Source organism: Amycolatopsis sp. WAC 01375, from assembly GCF_003947325.1.
Classification (GTDB): Bacteria; Actinomycetota; Actinomycetes; order Mycobacteriales; family Pseudonocardiaceae; genus Amycolatopsis.
In genome coordinates this window covers 98,638-119,165 of record NZ_QHHW01000056.1, presented here as the reverse complement: position 1 = coordinate 119,165, position 20,528 = coordinate 98,638, and the positions used below count along the sequence as shown (strand labels likewise).

Sequence of the window (20,528 nt, the reverse complement as noted above, 5' to 3'; positions counted from 1 at the left end):
CTTCGCGCCCAGGCGGCCCCTGACGGCACGGGCGGATGCGGCCGAGTACGACCCGGTACGAGGCCGATCCGCCCGCACCGCCAGGAACCACCTGGATCACGAAGCCCATCGAACCGACTTATGAAACACGCCCTAGCCCTCCTCGGCGAACGCACGGCCGTCTTCCTCCGAACGTCGCAATGACCTCCCGCCGAATGCACCGATCACCGGGACGGTCAACGAAAAACCGCATGTCAGCGCGCCTCGCGAGCACTTGACGATGACACCGAAATCCGGCCATCAGCGTGATCACGCGCTCACTCAAGGTGAAAGATTGCGGCTCGTTTACAACGAACCGGCCACCTGCTTGACAGTAGGAGTGGTACGTACCACGCTGCCCGCATTGGTCTACACCATTTTGTGGGAGCCCGGCATCGTGGTCGGGCATCGAAAGGACGGCACGAGTGAAGCGCTGGCTCAAGATGACTGCGGGCGCCGCGGCCATCACCCTCGCGACGGCGGGCTGCGCCGGTTCCGGCAGTGGCGACAGCACGAATTCGAGCGCTCCGGCCTCGAACGGCACGCTCACGGTCTGGCTCATGACCGGGACCGCCCCCGAATCTCTGACGAACTCGCTCCACAAGGAATTCGAAGACGCGCACCCCGGCGTCAAGATCAAGTACGAGATCCAGCAGTGGAACGGCATCCAGCAGAAACTGACCACCTCGCTGGCCAGTGACAACCCGCCGGACGTGATCGAGCTGGGCAACACCCAGACGCCCGCGTTCGCCAACCAGAACGTGCTCGCCGACCTGAGCTCGAGTGTCGCCGACTTCAACGGCGGCCAGTGGCTCCAGGGCCTCAAGGCTTCGGGCGAGTACGACGGCAAGACCTACGGCGTCCCGTTCTACGCGGCCAACCGTGAGGTCATCTACCGCAAGGACATGTTCGAGCAGGCCGGTATCACCGCGACGCCGAAGACGCGCGCGGAGTGGCTCGACGCGGTCACCAAGCTCAAGGCCAAGTTCGGCAGCGACCCCGAGTTCCAGGCCGTCTACCACCCCGGCCAGAACTGGTACGAGCTGCTGTCCTACATCTGGGACGAGGGCGGCGACATCGCGCAGGCCAACGGGAAGTCCTTCAAGTCCACCCTGGACACCCCGCAGGCCAAGGCCGGGCTCGAGTTCTACAAGCAGCTCACCGACGCTTCGGGCACCAAGGCGCCGAAGGACGCCGACGAGGCCACCCCGCAGCAGGCCGGTATCTACGGCGCGGGCAAGGTCGCGATGATGATCGGTGTCCCGGGCGAGGTCGACACCGCGGCCAAGACCGACCCGTCGATCAAGGAGAAGTCGGGCGCGTTCCCGATCCCGGGCAAGGCCGCCGACAAGTCGGCCCCGGTCTTCCTCGGCGGTTCGAACCTGGTCATCCCGGCCAACAGCAAGAACGCGGCCGCGGCCAAGGACTACATCAAGCTGTTCTCCACCCCGAAGTACCAGACCGAGCTGGCCAAGGCCGGTTACGTCCCCGGTACCTCGACCGACGTGTCCGCGCTCGACGCGAACCCGCTCACCAAGGTCATGGCCGAGGCGTCCAAGAACGGCCGCGCCGTGCCGACCAGCCCCAAGTGGGGTGACGTCGAATCGGGCCAGAACCCGATCAAGGACATGCTGACCGCATACCTGACCGGGACGAAATCGCTCGACCAGGCGACCGCCGACGCCAACGCAGCGCTCGACAAGCTCATCGGCGGATGACCACTACCAAAGATGTGACGACGCCGGCGGGGTCCTCCCCGCCGGCTTCGCCGCGCATCAAGCCGCCGAAGTCCAATCGGCGCCTCCGTCTCGGCGAACGGACGGCGCCGTATCTGCTGATCCTCCCCGCGCTGGTCGCGATCCTGGTCCTGCTGGGCTGGCCGACACTGCAGCTGATCGGGATCAGTTTCCGCAAGCTCGACCTCCGTGAGCTGGTCTCCGGAGAGATGGTCTGGGTCGGGTTCGAGAACTTCTCCGAGATCCTTTCCGACCCCGAATTCTGGGAGATCACCGTCCGCACGCTGGTGTTCACCGCCGCGGTCGTGATCACCACCCTGCTGCTCGCGCTGTTCATGGCGCTGCTGATGCGGCATCTCAACCCGGTCGTCCGGGTGGTCCTGCAGGTCGCGCTGATCCTCGCGTGGGCGACCCCGGTACTCGCGACGACCACGGTCTTCCAGTGGATCTTCGATCAGCAGTACGGGATCCTGAACAAGACGCTCGCGAAACTCGGCTTCGACGGGTTCATCGGGCATTCCTGGTTCTCCACCGGGCCGAGCACGCTGACCGTCATCGGTCTGCTGGTCGTCTGGCAGGCCGTGCCGTTCGTGGCGTTCACCCTGTACGCCGGGCTTCTCGGCGTCCCGAAGGAGCAGTACGAGGCCGCGGGCATCGACGGCGCGAACGCCTGGCAGGCGTTCTGGGCGGTCAGCTGGCCCGCGATCCGGCCGATCCTGACCATGGTCACGTTCCTGTCGGTCCTGTGGGACTTCAAGCTGTTCGCCCAGGTGTGGGCGATCCGCCAGGGCGGGCCGGACGGTGCCAGCACGACACTGCCGGTCTACATGTACCTCAAGGGCCTCGCGGGCAACCACTTCGGCCTGGCGGCGACCGCGGCCCTGCTGATGATGCTCGTGCTGATCCTGCTCACCGCCCGGTACGTCCAGCTGCTGGTGCGCACGAAGGAGGCCGACCTGTCATGAAGAAGTCCCTGATCCAGCGGATCGGCCTCGGCACGTTCGGGGTGATCGTGGCCCTCCTGTTCGTCTTCCCGACCTACTGGATGGTCACGTCCTCGCTGAAGACTCCGGGCCAGGTCCTGTCACCGGATTACGACCTGATCCCGTCCTCGGTGACGTTCGAAAACTTCGTCACGGCGCTGACGAAACCCGGGTTCACCACCTATCTCGCCAACAGCCTGATCGTCACGATCGGCGCGGTGCTGTGCTCGCTCGTCGCGGGCGTACTGGCCGCGGTCACCTTGTCCCGGATGCGCTTCCGCGGGCGTAAGGGTTTCCTGATGCTGGTGCTGGTCGCCCAGCTCGCACCGTTCGAGGCGCTGCTGATCCCGATGTACCTGCTGATGCGGGACGCCGGGTTGCTCAACCAGCTGCCTTCGCTGCTGCTGGTGTACTTCGCGGCGACGCTGCCCTTCACGTGCTGGATGCTCTACGGCTTCGTCAACGGCATCCCGTACGACCTGGAAGAGGCCGCGATGATCGACGGTTGCAGCCGGGCGGGCGCGTTCCGCCGGGTGACGCTACCGCTGCTCGCACCGGGACTGGTGACCACGTCGGTGTTCAGCTTTATCACCGCGTGGAACGAGTTCCTGTTCGCGTTCGTGTTCATGCGCGACCAGAGCAAGCAGACGCTACCGGTGTGGCTTTCGTCGTTCCGGACGGCGTTTTCCGTGGACTGGGGCGGCATCATGGCGGCGTCGGTGATCTACGCCGTGCCCGCGCTGGTGTTCTTCATCCTCGTCCAGCGCAAGCTCGTGTCCAACCTGACCGCAGGCGCAGTGAAGGGATAAGTGTTGTCTTCACCGAAAAAGTTGGCCGGATCCGTTCTCGTGTCGGGCTTCGACGGCACGACCGCACCGGATTGGCTGCGGCGCAAGGTGGCCGACGGCCTCGGCGGCGCGATCCTGTTCGGCCGCAACGTGGTCGACGACGAGCAGGTGGCCGCGCTCAGCGCGCAGCTGCGGGCGGAACGGCCCGACGTGCTCATCGGCATCGACGAGGAAGGCGGTGACGTCACCCGGCTCGACGTCGCCACCGGCTCGTTCGTCCCGGGACCGCTCGCACTCGGCGCCGCGGACGACGTCGAGCTGACGGCGTCGGTCGCCGCGGCGCTCGGCGAGCGGCTGGCCGCCTGCGGGGTCACGATCAACTTCGCCCCGTGCGCGGATCTGACCCTGGCGGCGGAGGATCCTTCCATCGGAGTCCGGGCGTTCGGTTCGGATCCGGTGAAGACGTCGCCGCACGTCGCGGCGTACATCACCGGCCTGCAGAAGTACGGCGTCGCCGCGTCGGCCAAACATTTCCCCGGGCACGGGGCGGCCACCGACGATTCCCATCACGCGCTGCCGGTGCTGCCCCGGACCGAGGCGGAGCTGCACGAGATCGAACTCGTCCCGTTCAAGGCCGCGATCGCGGCCGGCGTGCGCTCGGTGATGACCGGGCACCTCGTCGTGCCCGCGTGGGGTGAACTGCCCGCGACGCTCAACCCGAAGGCGCTCACAGACGTCCTGCGCGGCGAACTCGGCTTCACCGGCGCGGTGATCACCGACGCGCTCGACATGGGTGCCGTCGCGGGTGAACTCGGCAAGACCGAGGGCGTCGGCCGGGCGGCGGTGCGGGCGCTGATCGCCGGCGCCGACGCGCTCTGCCTGGGTGGTGTGTCATTCGAAGAGGACGAGCTGAACCAGATCGCGGCGGTCATCGCGGCCGCGGTCGAAGCCGGCGAGCTGCCGCTGGAACGGCTGGCCGAGGCTTCGGAGCGGGTCGCCGCGCTCGGCGCTCCCCCGGTGTCGACGCCGATCTCGCCGGTCGACCACCGGCTCGGCCTGGAGGCGGCGCGCAAGGCGCTGCGGATCCAGGGTTCGCCGAAGCTCGCCGGGCCGCCGCTGGTGATCGACATCGAGACCGAGCCGATCATCGCGGCGGGCCCGATGCCGTGGGGGCTCGGCTCGCATCTGACCGAGCTCGTGCCAGGCACGCGCGCGCTCAAGGTCACCGGGAACGAGATCGCGACCGCGATCGACGCCGTCCACGGCGCCCGCGACCTCGTCGTGGTGACGCGCGAGGCGCACCGGCATCCCGAGGTCCGCGAGTTCCTCGGCTGGCTCCGGGAGGCAGGCGTGGACTACATCCGGGTCGAGACCGGCGTGCCGGGACCGGACACCGGCGACGGGCCGCGGATCGACACGTTCAGCGGGTCCTACGTCAGCCTTCGCGCCGCCGCGGAGTACCTGGCCTGACCCAGCCCCCTGACGCAATTCGGCACCTGGTTGCGGTACTTGCACGCGCAAGGACCGCAAGCAGGTGCCGAATTGCGTTATTCGGTTGCGGGTGCCGGAACCGGAGTGTCGTAGTCGCCGAAGATCGGGTGTCCAGTCGTGAGTGTTATGTGTCGTTCTAACGACCCGAAACACTCACGACCCCCGGCACCGACCACGCCACGGTTGCCTGACGGATCACTAGTCCTCTGAACGCGGTGCTTCGAGTGCCTTGACGACAGCCACCATGTCCTCTTCGCCGAAACCGAGCCGCGCTGCCTCGGCGTAGAGGACGCGGGACGCCTCGATCAGCGGCAACGTGAGGCCCGCTTCCCCTGCCGCCGCCGCGATCAGCTCGACATTGGCCAGGACGTTCGTGATCGAGGCCTGCGGCGAGAAGTCCTCCTCGACCAGTTTGGGCGCCTTGACCCGCAGGATCGGGCTGGCCAGCTGCCCGGCGCCGAGGACACCGGCGAGCAGGCCGAGGTCGAGCCCGTGCGTCCGCGCGAAGTGAACGGTCTCGGCCAGACTGGTCACGACCGCGGTCAGGTGCACGTTGACCGCCAGCTTCATCAGGAGCCCATTGGGGACCGGCCCGCACTCCACGGTTTCCCGGCACAACGGCCCGAACAGCTCCCGGATCTCCTCGATCGCGGCAGGATCACCCGCGAGCATGGCGACCAGTTCACCCGCCTCCGCCGGAACCCGTGAGCCGGAAACCGGTGCCTCCACGTACTTCGCCCCGGCCGCGAGGAGCTCGGACTCGAGCACACGGGAATGCTCCGGCGCCGTCGTTCCCATGTGGACGATCGTCCGGCCCGCCAGCGCGGACCGCCCGCGCTCGAGCACCGCGTCGACGGCGGCCGCGTCCTTCAGCATCAGGATCACGACTTCGCACCGCTCGAAGAGCTCCGCCGCGTCCCCGGCGACCTCGGCCCCCGGCACCGCGGTCCGGCCAGGCGTGCGATTCCACACGAGCAACGGGATTCCGGCCCGCGCCAGGTTCACTGCCATCGGTCCGCCCATGCTGCCCAGCCCGGCGAAACCGACTCTGGAGATGCCCATGCGACTTACTTTGCCCGATGGCGGGCGGCGCCAGGGGCTCAGCCGGTGAATTCGTCGACGCCGAGGGCGAAGTCCCAGTGGCCGACCCCGGTGCGGGCGAGGCCCATCGTGACCACACCCATTCCTTCCAGCCAGTGCGCCATCTTCAAACCGCCGACGTCCAGCGGCCGCAGCCCGAGGCTCTCGATGAACGCCGCCACGCCCGCCTTGGCCCGCGCGTCGTCGCCGGCGATGAAAACGTCGGGCCTGCCCTTCTCCAGGACATTTCGGAAGACGGTGTTGAACGCCTTCACCACGCTCGCACCCGCCGGGGCCACCTTGGCGGCTTCCTGCGCGATCGAGGTCTCCTCGCGGTGGGCAAGTCCGTCGGACGTGGCGTTGAAGGGGTTGCTGATGTCGACGATGACCTTGTCCGCGAGGGCGTCTCCGTACTCGGCGACGACCGGAACGACACCGTCGGCCAACAACGCCGTGATGACGATGTCCCCGGCCGGGGCAGCGCCCCACTCGCCCGCCGTCGCGCCGCCGCCCAGAGCCCTGGCCAGGTCATCGGCCTTGGCCTGATCCCGTCCCATGACCTCGACGGTGTTGCCGCCCGCGACCGCGAGCGTGCCGATGGTCCGGGCCATGTTCCCCGTACCGATGAGGGTGATGCCGCTCATGAGATGTGCTCTCTTCCTGTTCTCGAGGTTTACTGGTGCGCGGTTCAGACGGCGGTGGTGCCGCCGTCGGCGACCAGTTCCAGGCCGTTGACGTAGCTGGAGTCGTCGGAGGCGAGGAACAGGGCGACGGTGGCGATTTCTTCGGGACGGCCCATCTTTCCGCGGGGAATGAGGGATTCGAACGCGTCCTTGGTCGCCTCGTCGAACAGTTCTTCCTGTTTGGCGGTGGCGACCTGGCCGGGGGTCAGGACGTTCACCCGGATCTTGCGGTCGCGCAGTTCGTTGAGCCAGACACGGGCCCAGGCCTGCTGGACCGCTTTGCTTCCCGCGTAGAGGCTCCAGCCGGGGAAGGCACCGAGGGAGGCGTTGGATCCGGTCATGAAGATCGAGCCGTTGTCGTTGATCAGCGGCAGTGCCTTCTGCACGGTGAACAGGGTGCCGCGCGCGTTGAGCGAGAAGGCACGGTGGAACTGTTCCTCGGTGATCTCACCGAGAACGGCGGGTTCACCCATCCCGGCGCTGGCCCACAGCACGTCGATCGAGCCCTTTTCCCGTTTGACGATGTCGTACAAGCGGTCCAGGTCGTCCAGATCGGCCGCGTCACCCTGAACGGCGGTGACGTTGCGGCCGATCAGCTCGACGGCGTCGTCCAGCGCTTCCTGCCGCCGGGCCTGGATGAAGACGTGCGCTCCTTCCTCGACGAACAGTTCGGCGCCCGCCAAGGCCATGCCGGTGGATCCGCCGGTGATCACCGCTACCTTGCCATCGAGCTTTCCCACGGTCACTCCTTTGAATTAATAGGTAAATGCGTCAGCAGGCGGAGAAGTAATGGCCGTTGTCCAAATCGGCGAGCAGGCCGGGCTGTGTGGGTTCCCAGCCGAGGGTGCGGCGGGTGGTGAGACTGGACGCCGGGTAGTTCTGGGTGACCATGTTCGCGAGGAAACCGAAATATCCCGGCACCATCAGTACGTCCGCGGGAACGCTCACGGCAGGCAGGCCAAGACGGCTGCCGATGGCCTCCGCGATCTCGCGGAGCGGGACGCCGCCGTCCGCGATCGCGTGCCAGTATTCACCGGCCTGCCCTTTCTCCAGTGCCAGGCGGAACAGAGCGGCGGCATCGCGGATGTGCACGGCGTTCCACAGGTTCGCGCCGTCTCCGGGGTAGCCGACGAAGCCCTTCTCCTTCGCGAGCGCGATCAGCTGCACGAGGAAGCCGGCGCGATCGGTCGTACTGTGCGCGATGGTGGCGATCCGCACGATCGAAGACCGCACTCCCCGCGCGGCGAGGCCGACCACCGCGGTTTCCACGACGTTACGAACCCGCAGCGTGCCCTGGTACTCATCGCCGCCGGGAAGGGCCGGGTCCTCCTCGGTGACCGGTCGGCCCAGGTTCCCTGGCGAGCCGATGCTTCCCGCCGCGACCAGCGGTTTTCCGGTTCCGGCGAGTGCCTCCCCGTACGCGAGCATGATCGGGAGCTCCGCGGCGGCCACGGCGTCGATCCCGCCGGACGGAAGCAGGTCTTGCCGGTGCGCGACGTGGATGACGCCGTCGGAATCCGCGGCTGCCTCCTTGAGCCCGTCGAGATCCTCGAGGTCGCCGCGACGCACCTTCGCGCCGAGCGCGGACACCGCCGCCGCGGCGGTGTCCGACCGGGCCAGACCGGTGACCTCGTGCCCGGCGGCGATGAGCTCGGGAATGATGTACGAACCGGCATGGCCGGTCCCGCCAGTGACGAAAACGCGCATTGGTGTGCCTGCTTTCTGGAGCTGGAAAGAACGCGATGGACGGCACTGGATTCCTTATTCCGAATTCTCGTGTCGAATTCGTTTTCGGCCCATCCGTTACTTGTTCAGGTTGCCATTGACCCGAGTGGGTGTCCAAGACCGCTTTCGGTCGTGGTGATACCCTGAAGGCATCACCAGCCCGGGAGGCGCCGTGGATCTGGACCTGCGCAAACTGCGCTACTTCCTCGCCGTCGCCGACCGGTTGCACTTCGGCCGCGCCGCCGAGGAACTGCATATCGCCCAACCGGCGCTCAGCCGCCAGATCCGCGCGCTGGAACAGGATCTCGGTGCCCCGCTGTTCACCAGGGATCGCCACGGCGTGGCGCTGACCGACGCGGGCAGGCAACTGGTGACCGACGCCGGTCCGCTGCTCGCCTCCGCACACGCGGTTCGCCGCCGGGTGACCGTGGCGGCCCGCGGCGGCCTGCGGCTCGCGGTCGGCTTCCGGACCGGCATCCCGGTCATCCCGGCGGCACGGGCGTTCGAGGCCAGGCATCCGGACGTGGTTCTGGACGTGCAGCGGATCGAATGGGACGACCAGGCCCCGATGCTGCTCGACGGCCGCATCGATGTCGGCTTCGTGCGGCTGCCCATCGACGAGACCGGACTGCGCGTGACCCCGCTGTACACCGAGCCGCTCATGGTGGCGCTGCCCGCCGACCACCGGTTGGCAGGCAAGGAAGAGGTCACCGAGGCCGACCTGGCCGGTGAGCCGCTGGTCTGGCACGCCGGCCCGAGCACACAGCCCACCAGGCGCCCGCACCCCGACTCCGGGCTCCGGGCACGCGGCGTGGAGGAGAAGCTCGAACACGTCGCGGCCGGCCGGGGCATCTCGTTCGTGGGACGTTCGGAGACCGTGTTCTACTCACGGCCCGACATCAGCTACGTTCCCATCCCGGAACTCGCACCCGAACAGGTGTGCCTCGCGATGGCGGCATCGCGCACCTCTCCGCTGACCGACGACTTCTTCGCCGCGGCGCAGGCGACGGCCGAGATCACGGCGGAATGCGGGAACTACGATTCGGGTGCGGCCGTCTCGGAGTGAGGCCTGTTTCGTGGCACGAACTTCGTGCGGGCGTCGTAGCTGTCGACCGGAGAGCGCGCAGCCCATACGCCAGGTTGCCTCACCCCTCACCAGAACCGTCCTGGCCACTCACGACCAACCGCACCGGCCGGGCTCAGAAGGGGTGCTCCATCCACACGTTCGCCTCCACGTACACCCCGCGGTCCCGCTCGACGTTCGCGTGCACCGGCGCGATCCCGCCGGGGATCACGTTGTCGCCGTCCGCGAGTTTGACGCCGGTCCACTCGTGCCAGTCCGCGATCGAACCCGAAATGGTCACGGCGAACGGGCACACCTTGATCATCCTCGCGCCGAGCCGTTCGTGGGTGCGCAGCCAGCGGTCGGCGAACAGGCCGTCCTCGCGGCGCCGGACGGCGTATTCCTCCATCGGTACGTCCGGTTCGTCCTCCTTGCCGATCGGGCGCACGGACACGATCAGCCGTTTCAGCCCCGTCTCGGCCGCGCGCGCCTTGAGCGCCTTCAGCATCGGCGTGGACAGGCCGGTCCCGCGCATTCGCGGCGCCACAACGACTTCGAGTGCGCACAGGGTGTCCGGCGCACGGCCGTCCATGAGGTCCTGCGCGGCCCACTGGATCGCCTCGTCCCAGCCGTGCGCCGGCAACTCATGGCGGTCTTCGGCGGGATAGGTCAGCGGGACGGACAGCGCCCGCGCGATCGGTTCGCCGTCGTCGTCCAGCGCGATCAGGAAGTACCGGGCCCAATGGCGCAGAAACCGTTCCGGCGTGATCATCTTGCCGCTGAACCCGGCGTAGATGAACTCACCGCCGACGTCGCCGAGGTTCAGCGCGGGATCGAGGAGATCGGGACGGGACGCAAGATCGACGATTCGCATACCGCCAAGTCAACCGAGCCGATCATCTCCCCCGATAGCTGCTTCCGGGCGATGATCAAGCCAGCTGACGCGGCGTGGTCTGCAACCGGGACAGGACGTCGGTGAGCCTGCCCGCCGCGACGTCCCATTCCTCGAGGACGCTGCTCCGCGCGAGCGCCGACGTCCGCAGCGAATGGCGCAGTTCGGCGTCGAGCGACCAGCGCAGCAACGCCGTCGCGAGCGCCGACGGGTTGTTCGGCGGCACCAGCATGCCGGGGACCCCGCCACCGGGCGCCGTGCCGAGCGCGTCGTGCGCGCCGGCGGTTTCGGTGGCCACCACGGGGATCCCGCGTGCCAGTGCCTCGGCGACGACCAGTCCGGAGGTGCCGCCGCGAGCGGGCAGCACGAGCAGATCGGCGCCGTCGTAGACCAGGTCGAGATCGTCCGGCGGCCGGATGAGGCTGATCCGGGAGCCGAGCCCGAGCCGCTCGACCGTCCAGCGCAGTTCGTCGACGTAGGCGGGATCGTGGTGCGTCGCCCCGGCGAACACGCATTTGAACGCCAGTTCGTCGATGGTCGAGAGCGCCCGGATGAGCACGTCCTGGCCGTGGCGCGCGGTCATGGGCGCGAGACACAGCAGCCGGGAGACGCCGTCCGCGCCCGCGGCGAGCGGGGCCGCGTCGGTTCCGGGTGTCGCGACGTAGACGCGGGTCGGGTCGAGGTCGTGCCGGTCGATCAGCTGCCGCGCGAGCCACGGCCCGGTGGCTACGATCATGCCTGCCAGCCGCAGGGTCTCCCGTTCGCACGCGTCGAGTTCGGCGGCCTGCGCGGGGTCGAGCGCGGGATCGTCTGCAAGCAGCCGGTGGACCAGGACGGCCAGCCGCAGCCGCCGGGCGTGCGGCACCACGATCTCCGGGACCCCGCAGGCGACCGTGCCGTCGATCAGGACGACGGTGTCGTCGGGCAACGCGGCGAGCGAACGGGCCAATCTCGACCTGGACAGCGGCCCCGGCATCGGCCATTCGCCGGCGATCGGCAGTTCCAGCAGCGGGAGGCCGGTGGCCGGGAGGTTCTGGCACATGCGGCGGTCGTATTCGCCGCCGGCATCCTCGACGTCCCCCGGCAGGACGAACACCACCGGCTCCGTGCCACGAACGGTTGAGGTGTACACGGTTTACCTCCAGATGCGGGCGCCTTATCAGGAGACACGGCTGCGGCGCCCGATCGGTTCACCATTCGCGGCGCGAAGTTTTCACCCGTTCACCCGCGCGATCGCGGCCACGAGGTCGTCACGCAGTCCGGCGCCGACCGCGATGGTGGCCGCCGAGCGCACCGTGTGATCACCGCCGTCCGCGTCGACCACCACTCCCCCGGCCTCGCGTACCAGCAGGACACCCGCCATGGTGTCCCACGGTTGGTTGGCGAGGATGACGCTCGCGTCGAGTTTGCCGTGCGCGACCCAGGCGAGGTCGATCGCCGCGGAGCCGAGGAACCGGACGCGCTGCACGCGGCCACCGAGTTCGGCCAGCAACGCCATCCGGACGCGATTCTTGACCTCCGCGCCCTCGCCGACCGCGAAGTCGCCGATCGACACGATCGCGTCGGAAAGCTCCGTCGCCTTCGAGGCCGTGAGACGTTCTTCGCCCGCGTACGCGCCCTGGCCTTCAGCAGCGGTGTAGGTGACATCGAGGAACGGCAAGGAGATCGCCGCGACAGTGCTCTTCAACCCGTCGACGAGGCCGAGCGAAACACCGCACAGCGGGATCCCGCGCGCGAAGTTCGCCGTGCCGTCGACCGGGTCGAGCGCCCACCACAGGTTCTCGTCGCCTTGGTGCCCGCGCTCCTCGCCGAGAATGCCGATCTCCGGGGTCTCCCGTGTCAGGAATTCACGGACGGCGTCCTCGACGGCCAGGTCGACGTCGGTCACCATGTCGCGATCACCTTTGGCGGCAACGGAAAACGACGTCATCGAGCGGATGATGCCGGTCGCCTTGGCGACGGCTTCGGCGGCGACGGACAATAATGCGGCATGGTCGGTCATATGGGTACCGTAGCCGGAATGGACCTGTTCCCGACCGCCACGACGGCCGACGAAAGCGCGCGAGGCGCCGACGTCGCGGTGCTGCCGATCGGCGCTTTCGAACAGCACGGCGCACACCTCCCGCTGACCACCGACACGGTGATCGCGACGACGATCGCCGACGCCGTCGCGGCCGCGTACCCGGTGCTGCGGCTCCCGCCGATCACGATCGGCTGCTCGCACGAACACGCGGACTGGCCGGGCACGGTCAGCGTTTCGGCCACGACGCTGTACGCCGTGGTGAACGACGTCGCCGCCTCGCTGCGCCGGTCCGGGGTGCCGAAACTGGTGCTGGTGAACGCGCACGGCGGCAACTATGTCCTGTCCAACGTGGTACAGGAGTCGACGTCGCCGATGGCGCTCTTCCCCGGTGTCGAGGGCTGGCAGGCGGCGCACGACGCGGCCGGGCTGGAGACGTCGCTGGACAGCGACATGCACGCCGGGGAGCTGGAAACCTCCCTTCTGCTGCACGCCCATCCGTCACTGGTCCGGCCCGGTTTCGCGGAGGCGGACCACCTCGCCGACGACAGGCGGCACCTGCTCACGGTAGGACTGCGGCCGTATTCGGAGTCCGGCGTGGTGGGGCGGCCTTCGCTGGCGACGGCGGAGAAGGGACGGCTAGTGCTGGAATCCCTGGTGGACAGCTTCGGGGAGACCCTGGCCGCGCTGGGCTGAATCCCTCAGGAGCCCACCGACTCGATCGCGTCCAGATGCGGCAGGAAGTGGTGCATCCGTTCCTGTTTCGTCCGCAGGTAGCGCAGGTTCTCGTCGTTCGGCGTGACCAGCAGCGGCACCCGCTCGCTGATCACGACCCCGTGCAGTTCGAGCTGGTCGACCTTCGCCGGGTTGTTGGACAGCAGCCGCACCGATGTCACCCCGAGATCGGTCAGGATCTCCGCCGCCGCACGGTAATCGCGCGCGTCCACGGGCAGCCCGAGCGCGATGTTCGCCTCGACGGTGTCGAGCCCGTCTTCCTGCAACCGCATCGCTTTCAGCTTCGCGAGCAGGCCGATTCCGCGTCCTTCGTGTCCCTGGGCGTACACGAGGATTCCGGCGCCTTCCTCGACGATCGCGCGCAGCGCGGCGGCCAGCTGGTCGCCGCATTCGCAGTGCATCGAGCTGAACACGTCTCCGGTGAGACATTCCGAATGGACCCGCGCCAGCGTGCCGGAGGCCGCGACGTCGCCGTGCACCAGCGCCATCTGCTCGGCGCCGTCGGCGTCCAGATAACCGTATGCGCGGAAAACGCCGTAACGGGTGGGCAGTCGGGTCTCCACGACCCTCTCGACGGTCATCGCGTTTCTCCTGTCTGTTCGGTGACTCATGACCGAGCGCGCGAGCAGAACGCCCGCACCGGGAAGGCTGGAGACGAGCGCGAGCACGCCGTAGACCACGGCCACGGTGACGCCCTGCGCCGAACCGAGGCCCGCCGCGCCGAACAGCAGCGCGCAAACGCCTTCGCGCGGGCCCCAGCCGCCGATGTTCAGCGGCAGTCCCATCGCGAGCAGGGCGAGGATCATCAGCGGCAGCAGATCACCGATCGGGGCGGTGACCCCGGCCGCGCGCGCGGCGACGACGAACAGGGCGAGATGCCCGGCAAGGGTGGCGAGCGAAAGCAGGCTCACGCCGGGCCAGGTCTCCTTGGTCAGGAGGCCCAGCCGGACGTCGGCGAGGGTGACGGCGAATCCGCGGCGCCATTTCGATCCACTGTGGATCCACCGCTTTCCCGCCGTCATCCCGGTGGCGACGGCCGCGAGGGCGAGCGCGACGACCACGATCCCGGCGACCGTGACGGCCCCGTCGATCGGCGGCGGCACCACGGAAGGCGTACCGAGCACGACGGCGACCGAAGCGCCGATCACCGCGATCTGCCCGGCCGTCCGCTCCAGCACCACCGCGCGGACGCCGCGCGGGACGTCGCCGGACTCGCGGCCGTGCTGCACGGCGCGGTTGACGTCGCCGAGCACTCCGGCCGGCAGGACTCCGTTGAGGAACAACGCGCGGTAGTACTCGCCGACGGCGTTCGGGAGCGATAACCGGAGACTGAGCCGTCGCGCGACAAGGCACCACCGCCAAGCGCTGAAAACCGTGGTGGCGAAACCGATCCCGAGCGCGGCGGCGACACCGCCCGCGTCGACCTCGCGCAGCCCGTCCAGGAACGCGCCCGTGCCCAGCTGCCAGACGAGCACGCCGAGGATGCCGAGCGCGCCGAGGATCCGAAGCCAGGGCCAGCACCGTTTCACGACGGCACCATCAGGAGATCTTCGTGCTGGATCATCGCGTTCAGCTCGCCGGCCGCGCATTGCGCGAGCCGCCACCGCAAGTACGTGTCACCATCCGCCGCCAGCTCCGGCCGCTGTTCGCAGGCGGCGCCGACCCAGCCGGTGAGCCATTCCGCGGTCAGCGCGGCCTGATCCGCCCCGAGCCGCCACGGGCTCGGCGCGCGCCGCACGGTGGCGCCGAGCCGTTCGAAGACCCCGAAGGCGACGTCCACCGCGTCCGGGCCGAGCAGCCACCGGCCGTCGGTCACCCGGCGCTGGTGCGCGTTGAAGGCGTCGGAGATCTCGATGTCGAACTTGTCCTTGGGCGACAGCACCACCCGGCCCGAAACGCTCAGGGTGAACAGGACCGCGCAGCCCGCCTCGACGCATGCCTCCGCCAACCGGGACATCTCTTCGGCGGTGAGCAGGTCGAGCAGCGCCGACGCCGCCACGAGCGACGTCCCGGCGAGGTCCTCCGCGCGTAACTCGGTGATGTCACGCTGTTCGGTGACGACGGTGACTTCGCTTCCGTCCACCGCGTGCTCCGGACGGCTGGTGCGGGCCAGCGCGTGGGTGAGCAGTTCGGGGTCGCGGTCGTGCAGGATCCAGTGCTGGCGGCCGGGCAGCCGCCTGGCCAGCCAGCGACCGAGCGAACCGGTTCCGCAGCCGAGATCCCGGATGACCACCTCGTCCTGTTCGCGCAAGAACGCCCGGACCGGCTCGATCAACTCGGTCGCGCGGGCCGAGGCGTCCGCGTCTTCACGCAGCTGAAGCCAGCTGGGGGCGTACTTGGTCATGCCGCCGTCCTTTCGTTCAGCAGCACGGCGGCGACGCCGCGGGCCGTCTCGTCCCAGCCGGGCAGCGTCTCGCGGCGAAGGCGGGCGGAGGCGCGAAGGCGGTCTCGCAGATCGGGCTCGGTGAGCCAGCGGCGGAGGGCTGTGGCCAGCGCGTTGACGTCCTCGCCGGGGACGAGCATCCCGGGCACACTGCCGTCAGGCGACCGGCCGAGCGTGTCCGGCAGGGCGTCGACGGCGGTCGCCAGCACGGGAACGCCGTGCGCGAGCGCCTCGGTGACGACCATGCCATAGGTCTCCGCGCGCGAGGGAAGCACGAGAAGGTCTGCGGCCGCGTACGTCGCTTCGAGCGCTTCGCCGGACCGCGGGCCGGTCAGGGTGAACCGATCGCCGAGGGAGTGTCGCCGCAGGCGTTCGACGTAGCGGGTCTCGCGGCGGATGGCGCCGACACATTCACAGTTCCACGGGAGATCCTTGAGCGACTTCAACGCGTCCGCGAGCAGGCCTTGGCCCTTGCGCGGCGTCACGTTGGCGACGCAGACCAGTCGCGTCCCGTCCAGGCTCCCGGACGCGACGTCGGCCCTGTCGACCCCGGGCGGCACCGCGTGCACCCGGTGCGGAGCGAGGTCGTGGTGCTCGATCAGCCGCCGCGCCGCCCATTCGCTGGTCGCGACCACGGCCTCGACCGCGCCGAGTGTCTCGGCCTCCAGCCTGTCCAGCTCGGCGGCGAGCGAAGGCGAAAGCCCGGTCTCGTCGGCCAGCGGCAGATGCACCAGCACCGCGATCGACAGCCGCTGCGCCGACGGCACGATCACCTCGGGCACCCCGCAGGCGACCAGTCCGTCGAGCAGGACCGCCGAACCGTCCGGCAGTTCGGCGAGCTTGCGCGCCAGTACCGTGCGCGCCTCGGTGCCGGGCCGCGGCCAGTTCCCGTGCACGGCGATCTCGTGGACCTCCACCCCCGCCGCGACGAGGCCGTCGCACAGGCGGCGGTCGTAGACGTTGCCGCCGCTGGGCGCGCTCACGTCGTCGATGTCGTTGGGCAGGACGACGTGAAGGCCACTCACAGCGCACGCTCGTAACTCGCCCACGCGACGTGGGATTCGTGCAGTGAGACGACGAGCCCCTCGAGCCCGCGGGCGCCCTCGCCGAGCGCGCCCGCGTGGACGCGCTCGGCGAGCCGGTCGGCGACGACCTTGGCGAGGAACTCGGTCGAAGTGTTGATCCCGGCGAATTCGGGCACGTCGTCGAGGTTGCGGTAGTTCAGGTCGGCGAGCACCGCTTTGAGCTCTTCGGTCGCCTTGCCGATGTCGACGACGATGTTGTCGGCGTCCAGCTCGGACCGGCGGAACGTCGCGTCCACCACGAAGGTGGCGCCGTGCAGTTTCTGCGCGGGTCCGAAGACCTCGCCGCGGAAGCTGTGGGCCACCATGACGTGGTCGCGGACGGTGATACTGAACAACGGACCTCCCAGATCGTGCCCTTAGCGCGTGTCCTCCACCTGATAGGTGACACGGAGACAGAGCGCTCCCGGTTCATTCGCGGCCAGACGCGGCAGAACGTCCGGTAGTTCATGGAACCGGCATTCCTCGCTGACCAGCACCTTAAAGACGGGGTCCGACAAAATCCGCAAAGCGAGGGCCAGGCGGTCGCCGTAGCTCCGGTTCAGGCGGCGGGACGGCGAGACCATGCCGACCTGGCTGCTGCGGATCGCCAGCCGTCGTGAATGGAAGTTCTCGCCGAGCGGGACGCTGATCCGGCGGTCGCCGTACCAGCTCAGTTCGATGACCTCGCCCTCCGGCGCGAGCAGTTCCAGCGACCGCGCGAGCCCCGCCTCGCTCGCGCTGGCGTGCACGACGAGGTCGCAGTCACCCAGCGCGTCCTCCGGTGTCGAGAAGTCGACTCCGAGCGCTTCGGCGATCTTCGCGCGCTCCGAGTCGATGTCGATCAGCTGCACCCTGGTCGCCGGGAAGCCGGCCAGGAGTTTCGCGACGCTGCTGCCGACCATGCCGGCGCCGACCACGGCGATCCGGTCGCCGAGTTTCGGCGCCGCGTCCCAGACGGCGTTGACCGCTGTCTCGATCGTGCCCGCGAGGATCGCGCGCTCCGGCGGCACCCCGCGCGGCACCGGCGTGACCGCGGCCGCCGGGACGACATAGCGCGTCTGGTGCGGGTACAGGCAGAAGACGACCTGACCGACAAGTTCCGCCGGACCTTGTTCGACCACGCCGACGTTGAGGTACCCGTACTTCACGGGCCCCGGGAAGTCGCCCTCCTGGAACGGCGCGCGCATGGCCGCGCGTTGACTCGGCGGGACCTCGCCGCGGAAGACGAGCGTCTCGGTGCCGCGGCTCACGCCCGTGCACAGGGTGCGGACCAGCACCTCGCCGTCGCCGACCGGAGGGAGCGTGACCGACCTGAGCTCACCGTCACCGGAACCACTGAACCAGAAGGCGCGTTCCATCGTGTCCTCTCATGTCGGCCCCTTCGAGGGGGCCATCGTCACCATAACGAGGAGGCCTCGTGATCAACCCCGGAATTTTCCTGGGGGTCCTCGTCCAGCTGGCGCTGCTGGGGACGCTGGACGCCGTCGCCGGGCTGGGCACACTGGGCTGGCTCGCCGGCACGGCGTACGGCCTCGCGGTGGGCGGATTCCTGACCTACGGCCTGAACCGGAGCACCGCGCGCTCCCTCGGCCCCGCCGACGCCGTGACCCTGGCACGCTCCGGTCTGGTCGGCTGCGTGACCGCGCTCGTCGTCGACACCGCCGGCCGGGAGATCGTCACGATGGTCGTCCTCGCGTCGGTCGCGCTCGCCCTGGACGCCGTCGACGGCCAGGTCGCACGCCGCACCGGGACGGCGTCACCGCTCGGCGCGCGGTTCGACATGGAGGTCGACGCGTATCTGATCCTGATCCTGAGCGTGGTCGTCGCGCAGTCGCTGGGCCCGTGGGTGCTCACGATCGGCGGGATGCGCTACCTCTTCGTCGCCGCGAGCAGGCTGTGGCCATGGCTGAACTCGCCGCTGCCACCGAGCTTGGCGCGCAAGACGGTCGCGGCGGTGCAGGGCATCGCTCTGGTCGCGGTGGCTTCGACGGTCCTGCCGTTCTGGGCCGGTTTCGTGGTCACGCTGGGCGCGCTGGGGTTGCTGACGTGGTCGTTCGGGCGCGACACGTGGTGGCTGCTGGAGCAGCACGCCTTCGGTTCCGCTCGGCGCGTGACGGCCGACGCCGCGTGATCACGCGTACTGCGCTTCGCCGTTCCCGATCGACCAGTTGACCGGATCGGTCTCGGTGATCATCACCAGCACGTTCCGCGGCTCGGTGCCCGAGTACTCCTCGGCGAGCTCCGCGATCCGCCGGTACAGCGCCTTCTTCTGCTCGTCGGTGCGCCCGTACCGCATGGTGATGGTGACGAACACGACCCCATCGTCGCGGTGGATCCCCAGGTAGTCGTCGTATTTCAGGGTGCTCCGGCCGTTGAGGACCTGGAAGCGGTCGTCGGCGGGGATGCCGAGCGTCTCGACCATCGCGTCGTGGACGGCGTTGCCGAGGGCTTCGAGCTTGTCGGTCCCGATGGCGTCGATACGGACGAAGGGCATGTCAGTTCTCCTTGGTGGCGAGCAGGCCGAGGGCGCCGTCGACGGCTTTCGCGAACACGTCCGGTGAGCCCGCGGCGCGGGCGAGGATGTAGCCGCCCTGCAACACCGCGACCAGCGCGGTCGCCGTGGCGAGCGGGTCGAGCGCCTGGTCGAGTTCGCCGGCCGCGCGCCCCTCGTCGAGCAGCCCGGCGAGACGGCCGGTGAGCCAGCCGAAGAACTCCTCGACCGGCTTGCGCAGATCCGCGTCGGCCATCACGTCGGGATCCTGGGCGAGCCTGCCGACCGGGCACCCCTTGAGCACGTCGCGCTCGCGGCGCAGGTAGACGGTGATGCGCTCGACGACCGGGCCGGGCCCGGAGAACTCGGCCTCCGCCCTGGCCCGCAGGTCCTCGGCGCTGCGGGCGATCGCGGCGAGCGCGAGGTCGGACTTGCCCTGGAAGTGGTGGTACATGCTGCCCTGGCCGGCGCCGGACCGCTCCTGGATCGCCTTCGGGCTGGTGCCGACGTAACCGCGCTCCCACAGAAGCTCGCGAGTGCTCTCGATAAGCCGTTCCCTCTTGTCCACCTCCTGACCGTACATACCAGTAGGTACAGAGACAAGGCGACGCGGCGGGAGCAAGGGACCTTTGCTATCACTTTCGCGAGGACCCCCAGGTCAGCGGCCACTTTTCGCAGTTCGTCGGCTAATTGCGCCTTCCCCAGTACATGAAGGCCCCTTCATGTACTTCAAGCTCCGCACAAGCAAGCGAGCCTCAAGAACGCGAGCCCTGCCCGAACCGCTCCCACTCCCGGTCCCACGCCGCCGACCGCGCCCGGTTCAGCAGCTGCCGCGCGAGCAGGTACCCGGCCGCCAGCAGCGTCACCGCGATCAGCCACACCCCGACCCCGACGCCGATCCCCGTACTGGTCGCGTCGAGCGGCATCACCGGCGGATCGACCACGGCGTCGGACTCGTCGAGCCACACCGTCACCGCGTCGCCTGTCGAAGCGCCGAGGTCGGCGGTCACGCTTGCCTCTCGGAAGGTGCCGTCCGGCAACGCCCAGCGAGCCGCGACCGAAGCCGTCTCGGCGGACGGGATCCCATCGAGGCCGACGCGTGCCGACGGAGCGTCTTCGAGCAGGAACGCGGTCGTCGAATGACGCATGGCCGTTTCGAGAGCCGAGCGCGCCATCATGGTCGCGTAGGCCTCCGAGCCTGCCGCGGCGGCCAGCGGCACACCGAGCAGCGCGGCCACCACGCCGCCGACGAGGATCGCCGCCTCGATCCGGTCCCAGCCGCGGGCGAGCGGATTCCGGCCGAGGTGGATCCGGCGCCACAGGAAGATCAGCGACACGACGGCCTCCTTCACCGGTCCCCCACCGACAAGGGTGCG

The 20,528-nt window shown here is 69.1% G+C and carries 22 protein-coding genes; 7 read left to right on the top strand and 15 right to left on the bottom strand.

All coding sequences use genetic code 11. The features are described from left to right. The first annotated feature begins 443 nt into the window (after positions 1–443). From DL991_RS38630 to DL991_RS38615, 4 genes are read left to right on the top strand one after another with little or no spacing between them, the layout of a single operon-like run. Entirely contained in the window at positions 444–1,736 is a 1,293-nt protein-coding gene (locus DL991_RS38630; protein ID WP_125789287.1) for an extracellular solute-binding protein, read from the top strand. After that, positions 1,733–2,719 carry a carbohydrate ABC transporter permease gene (locus tag DL991_RS38625; RefSeq protein WP_125789286.1) on the top strand — a complete coding sequence of 329 codons (987 nt, stop codon included), beginning with the start codon at positions 1,733–1,735 and terminating at the stop codon, positions 2,717–2,719. Before DL991_RS38630 ends, DL991_RS38625 begins: the two co-directional genes overlap by 4 nt. Continuing rightward, positions 2,716–3,546 carry a carbohydrate ABC transporter permease gene (locus DL991_RS38620; RefSeq protein WP_125789285.1) on the top strand — a complete coding sequence of 277 codons (831 nt, stop codon included), beginning with the start codon at positions 2,716–2,718 and terminating at the stop codon, positions 3,544–3,546. Before DL991_RS38625 ends, DL991_RS38620 begins: the two co-directional genes overlap by 4 nt. A 3-nt stretch (positions 3,547–3,549) precedes the next feature. Next, positions 3,550–4,995 (top strand): glycoside hydrolase family 3 protein, encoded by a 1,446-nt coding sequence (locus DL991_RS38615; RefSeq protein WP_125789284.1) that lies wholly within the window; start codon positions 3,550–3,552, stop codon positions 4,993–4,995. A gap of 219 nt (positions 4,996–5,214) precedes the next feature. Here DL991_RS38615 and DL991_RS38610 read toward each other — a convergent pair whose 3' ends face one another. From DL991_RS38610 to DL991_RS38595, 4 genes are read right to left on the bottom strand one after another with little or no spacing between them, the layout of a single operon-like run. Continuing rightward, positions 5,215–6,078: an NAD(P)-dependent oxidoreductase gene (locus DL991_RS38610; RefSeq protein ID WP_125789283.1), complete on the bottom strand. Its 864-nt coding sequence runs from the start codon at positions 6,076–6,078 to the stop codon at positions 5,215–5,217. 38 nt (positions 6,079–6,116) lie between these two features. Further along, positions 6,117–6,740: an NADPH-dependent F420 reductase gene (locus DL991_RS38605; RefSeq protein WP_125789282.1), complete on the bottom strand. Its 624-nt coding sequence runs from the start codon at positions 6,738–6,740 to the stop codon at positions 6,117–6,119. A 44-nt stretch (positions 6,741–6,784) separates the two neighbouring features. Beyond that, positions 6,785–7,519, bottom strand: a complete 735-nt coding sequence (locus DL991_RS38600) for an SDR family NAD(P)-dependent oxidoreductase (protein WP_125789281.1) — start codon at positions 7,517–7,519, stop codon at positions 6,785–6,787. A 31-nt stretch (positions 7,520–7,550) separates the two neighbouring features. Next, entirely contained in the window at positions 7,551–8,486 is a 936-nt protein-coding gene (locus DL991_RS38595; RefSeq protein ID WP_125789280.1) for an SDR family oxidoreductase, read from the bottom strand. A 190-nt stretch (positions 8,487–8,676) separates the two neighbouring features. Here DL991_RS38595 and DL991_RS38590 point away from each other — a divergent pair, with 190 nt between their 5' ends. Next, entirely contained in the window at positions 8,677–9,570 is an 894-nt protein-coding gene (locus tag DL991_RS38590) for a LysR family transcriptional regulator (RefSeq protein ID WP_125789279.1), read from the top strand. A 133-nt stretch (positions 9,571–9,703) separates the two neighbouring features. Here DL991_RS38590 and DL991_RS38585 read toward each other — a convergent pair whose 3' ends face one another. The 3 genes from DL991_RS38585 to DL991_RS38575 all read right to left on the bottom strand — a co-directional run bounded on the left by DL991_RS38585 (position 9,704) and on the right by DL991_RS38575 (position 12,461). Next, positions 9,704–10,441 carry a GNAT family N-acetyltransferase gene (locus DL991_RS38585; protein ID WP_125789278.1) on the bottom strand — a complete coding sequence of 246 codons (738 nt, stop codon included), beginning with the start codon at positions 10,439–10,441 and terminating at the stop codon, positions 9,704–9,706. Positions 10,442–10,496: 55 nt separating this feature from the next. Further along, entirely contained in the window at positions 10,497–11,591 is a 1,095-nt protein-coding gene (locus DL991_RS38580; RefSeq protein WP_125789277.1) for a glycosyltransferase family 4 protein, read from the bottom strand. Positions 11,592–11,672: 81 nt separating this feature from the next. Beyond that, positions 11,673–12,461, bottom strand: a complete 789-nt coding sequence (locus DL991_RS38575; RefSeq protein ID WP_125789276.1) for an inositol monophosphatase family protein — start codon at positions 12,459–12,461, stop codon at positions 11,673–11,675. Between the two features lie 18 nt (positions 12,462–12,479). Between DL991_RS38575 and DL991_RS38570 the strand changes: the two genes are divergently transcribed. After that, a complete protein-coding gene (locus DL991_RS38570; protein ID WP_125789275.1) occupies positions 12,480–13,175 on the top strand; it encodes a creatininase family protein in 696 nt (231 codons plus the stop codon). Between the two features lie 5 nt (positions 13,176–13,180). Here DL991_RS38570 and ribA read toward each other — a convergent pair whose 3' ends face one another. Genes ribA through DL991_RS38545 form a run of 5 tightly spaced genes read right to left on the bottom strand, consistent with a single transcriptional unit; the run spans position 13,181 to position 18,019 of the window. Further along, positions 13,181–14,743 (bottom strand): GTP cyclohydrolase II, encoded by a 1,563-nt coding sequence (gene ribA, locus DL991_RS38565; protein WP_125789274.1) that lies wholly within the window; start codon positions 14,741–14,743, stop codon positions 13,181–13,183. After that, positions 14,740–15,558: a class I SAM-dependent methyltransferase gene (locus tag DL991_RS38560; RefSeq protein WP_125789273.1), complete on the bottom strand. Its 819-nt coding sequence runs from the start codon at positions 15,556–15,558 to the stop codon at positions 14,740–14,742. Before DL991_RS38560 ends, ribA begins: the two co-directional genes overlap by 4 nt. After that, a complete protein-coding gene (locus DL991_RS38555; protein ID WP_125789272.1) occupies positions 15,555–16,622 on the bottom strand; it encodes a glycosyltransferase family 4 protein in 1,068 nt (355 codons plus the stop codon). Before DL991_RS38555 ends, DL991_RS38560 begins: the two co-directional genes overlap by 4 nt. Further along, positions 16,619–17,017, bottom strand: a complete 399-nt coding sequence (locus DL991_RS38550) for a 6-carboxytetrahydropterin synthase (protein WP_125789271.1) — start codon at positions 17,015–17,017, stop codon at positions 16,619–16,621. Before DL991_RS38550 ends, DL991_RS38555 begins: the two co-directional genes overlap by 4 nt. A 21-nt stretch (positions 17,018–17,038) precedes the next feature. After that, on the bottom strand, positions 17,039–18,019 hold the full coding sequence (locus DL991_RS38545; protein ID WP_125789270.1) for a zinc-binding alcohol dehydrogenase: 981 nt from the start codon (positions 18,017–18,019) through the stop codon (positions 17,039–17,041). A gap of 59 nt (positions 18,020–18,078) precedes the next feature. Between DL991_RS38545 and DL991_RS38540 the strand changes: the two genes are divergently transcribed. Further along, positions 18,079–18,792: a CDP-alcohol phosphatidyltransferase family protein gene (locus DL991_RS38540; protein ID WP_125789269.1), complete on the top strand. Its 714-nt coding sequence runs from the start codon at positions 18,079–18,081 to the stop codon at positions 18,790–18,792. Here the strand turns inward: DL991_RS38540 and DL991_RS38535 are convergent, their stop codons facing one another. The 3 genes from DL991_RS38535 to DL991_RS38525 form a co-directional block, all read right to left on the bottom strand. After that, on the bottom strand, positions 18,793–19,155 hold the full coding sequence (locus DL991_RS38535; RefSeq protein WP_125789268.1) for a tautomerase family protein: 363 nt from the start codon (positions 19,153–19,155) through the stop codon (positions 18,793–18,795). Between the two features lies 1 nt (position 19,156). Next, positions 19,157–19,720 carry a TetR/AcrR family transcriptional regulator gene (locus DL991_RS38530; RefSeq protein WP_199746787.1) on the bottom strand — a complete coding sequence of 188 codons (564 nt, stop codon included), beginning with the start codon at positions 19,718–19,720 and terminating at the stop codon, positions 19,157–19,159. 187 nt (positions 19,721–19,907) lie between these two features. Then, positions 19,908–20,489 carry a hypothetical protein gene (locus DL991_RS38525; protein ID WP_125789266.1) on the bottom strand — a complete coding sequence of 194 codons (582 nt, stop codon included), beginning with the start codon at positions 20,487–20,489 and terminating at the stop codon, positions 19,908–19,910. Between the last annotated feature and the right edge of the window lie 39 nt (positions 20,490–20,528).

Bases quoted from the DNA above. Each gene is read 5' to 3' on its own strand.
- DL991_RS38535 (WP_125789268.1), bottom strand. From the start codon at position 19,155: ATGCCCTTCGTCCGTATCGACGCCATCGGGACCGACAAGCTCGAAGCC.
- DL991_RS38610 (WP_125789283.1), bottom strand. From the start codon at position 6,078: ATGGGCATCTCCAGAGTCGGTTTCGCCGGGCTGGGCAGCATGGGCGGA.
- DL991_RS38595 (WP_125789280.1), bottom strand. From the start codon at position 8,486: ATGCGCGTTTTCGTCACTGGCGGGACCGGCCATGCCGGTTCGTACATC.
- DL991_RS38570 (WP_125789275.1), top strand. From the start codon at position 12,480: ATGGACCTGTTCCCGACCGCCACGACGGCCGACGAAAGCGCGCGAGGC.
- DL991_RS38575 (WP_125789276.1), bottom strand. From the start codon at position 12,461: ATGACCGACCATGCCGCATTATTGTCCGTCGCCGCCGAAGCCGTCGCC.
- DL991_RS38620 (WP_125789285.1), top strand. From the start codon at position 2,716: ATGAAGAAGTCCCTGATCCAGCGGATCGGCCTCGGCACGTTCGGGGTG.
- DL991_RS38560 (WP_125789273.1), bottom strand. From the start codon at position 15,558: ATGACCAAGTACGCCCCCAGCTGGCTTCAGCTGCGTGAAGACGCGGAC.
- DL991_RS38585 (WP_125789278.1), bottom strand. From the start codon at position 10,441: ATGCGAATCGTCGATCTTGCGTCCCGTCCCGATCTCCTCGATCCCGCG.
- DL991_RS38625 (WP_125789286.1), top strand. From the start codon at position 1,733: ATGACCACTACCAAAGATGTGACGACGCCGGCGGGGTCCTCCCCGCCG.
- DL991_RS38545 (WP_125789270.1), bottom strand. From the start codon at position 18,019: ATGGAACGCGCCTTCTGGTTCAGTGGTTCCGGTGACGGTGAGCTCAGG.
- DL991_RS38605 (WP_125789282.1), bottom strand. From the start codon at position 6,740: ATGAGCGGCATCACCCTCATCGGTACGGGGAACATGGCCCGGACCATC.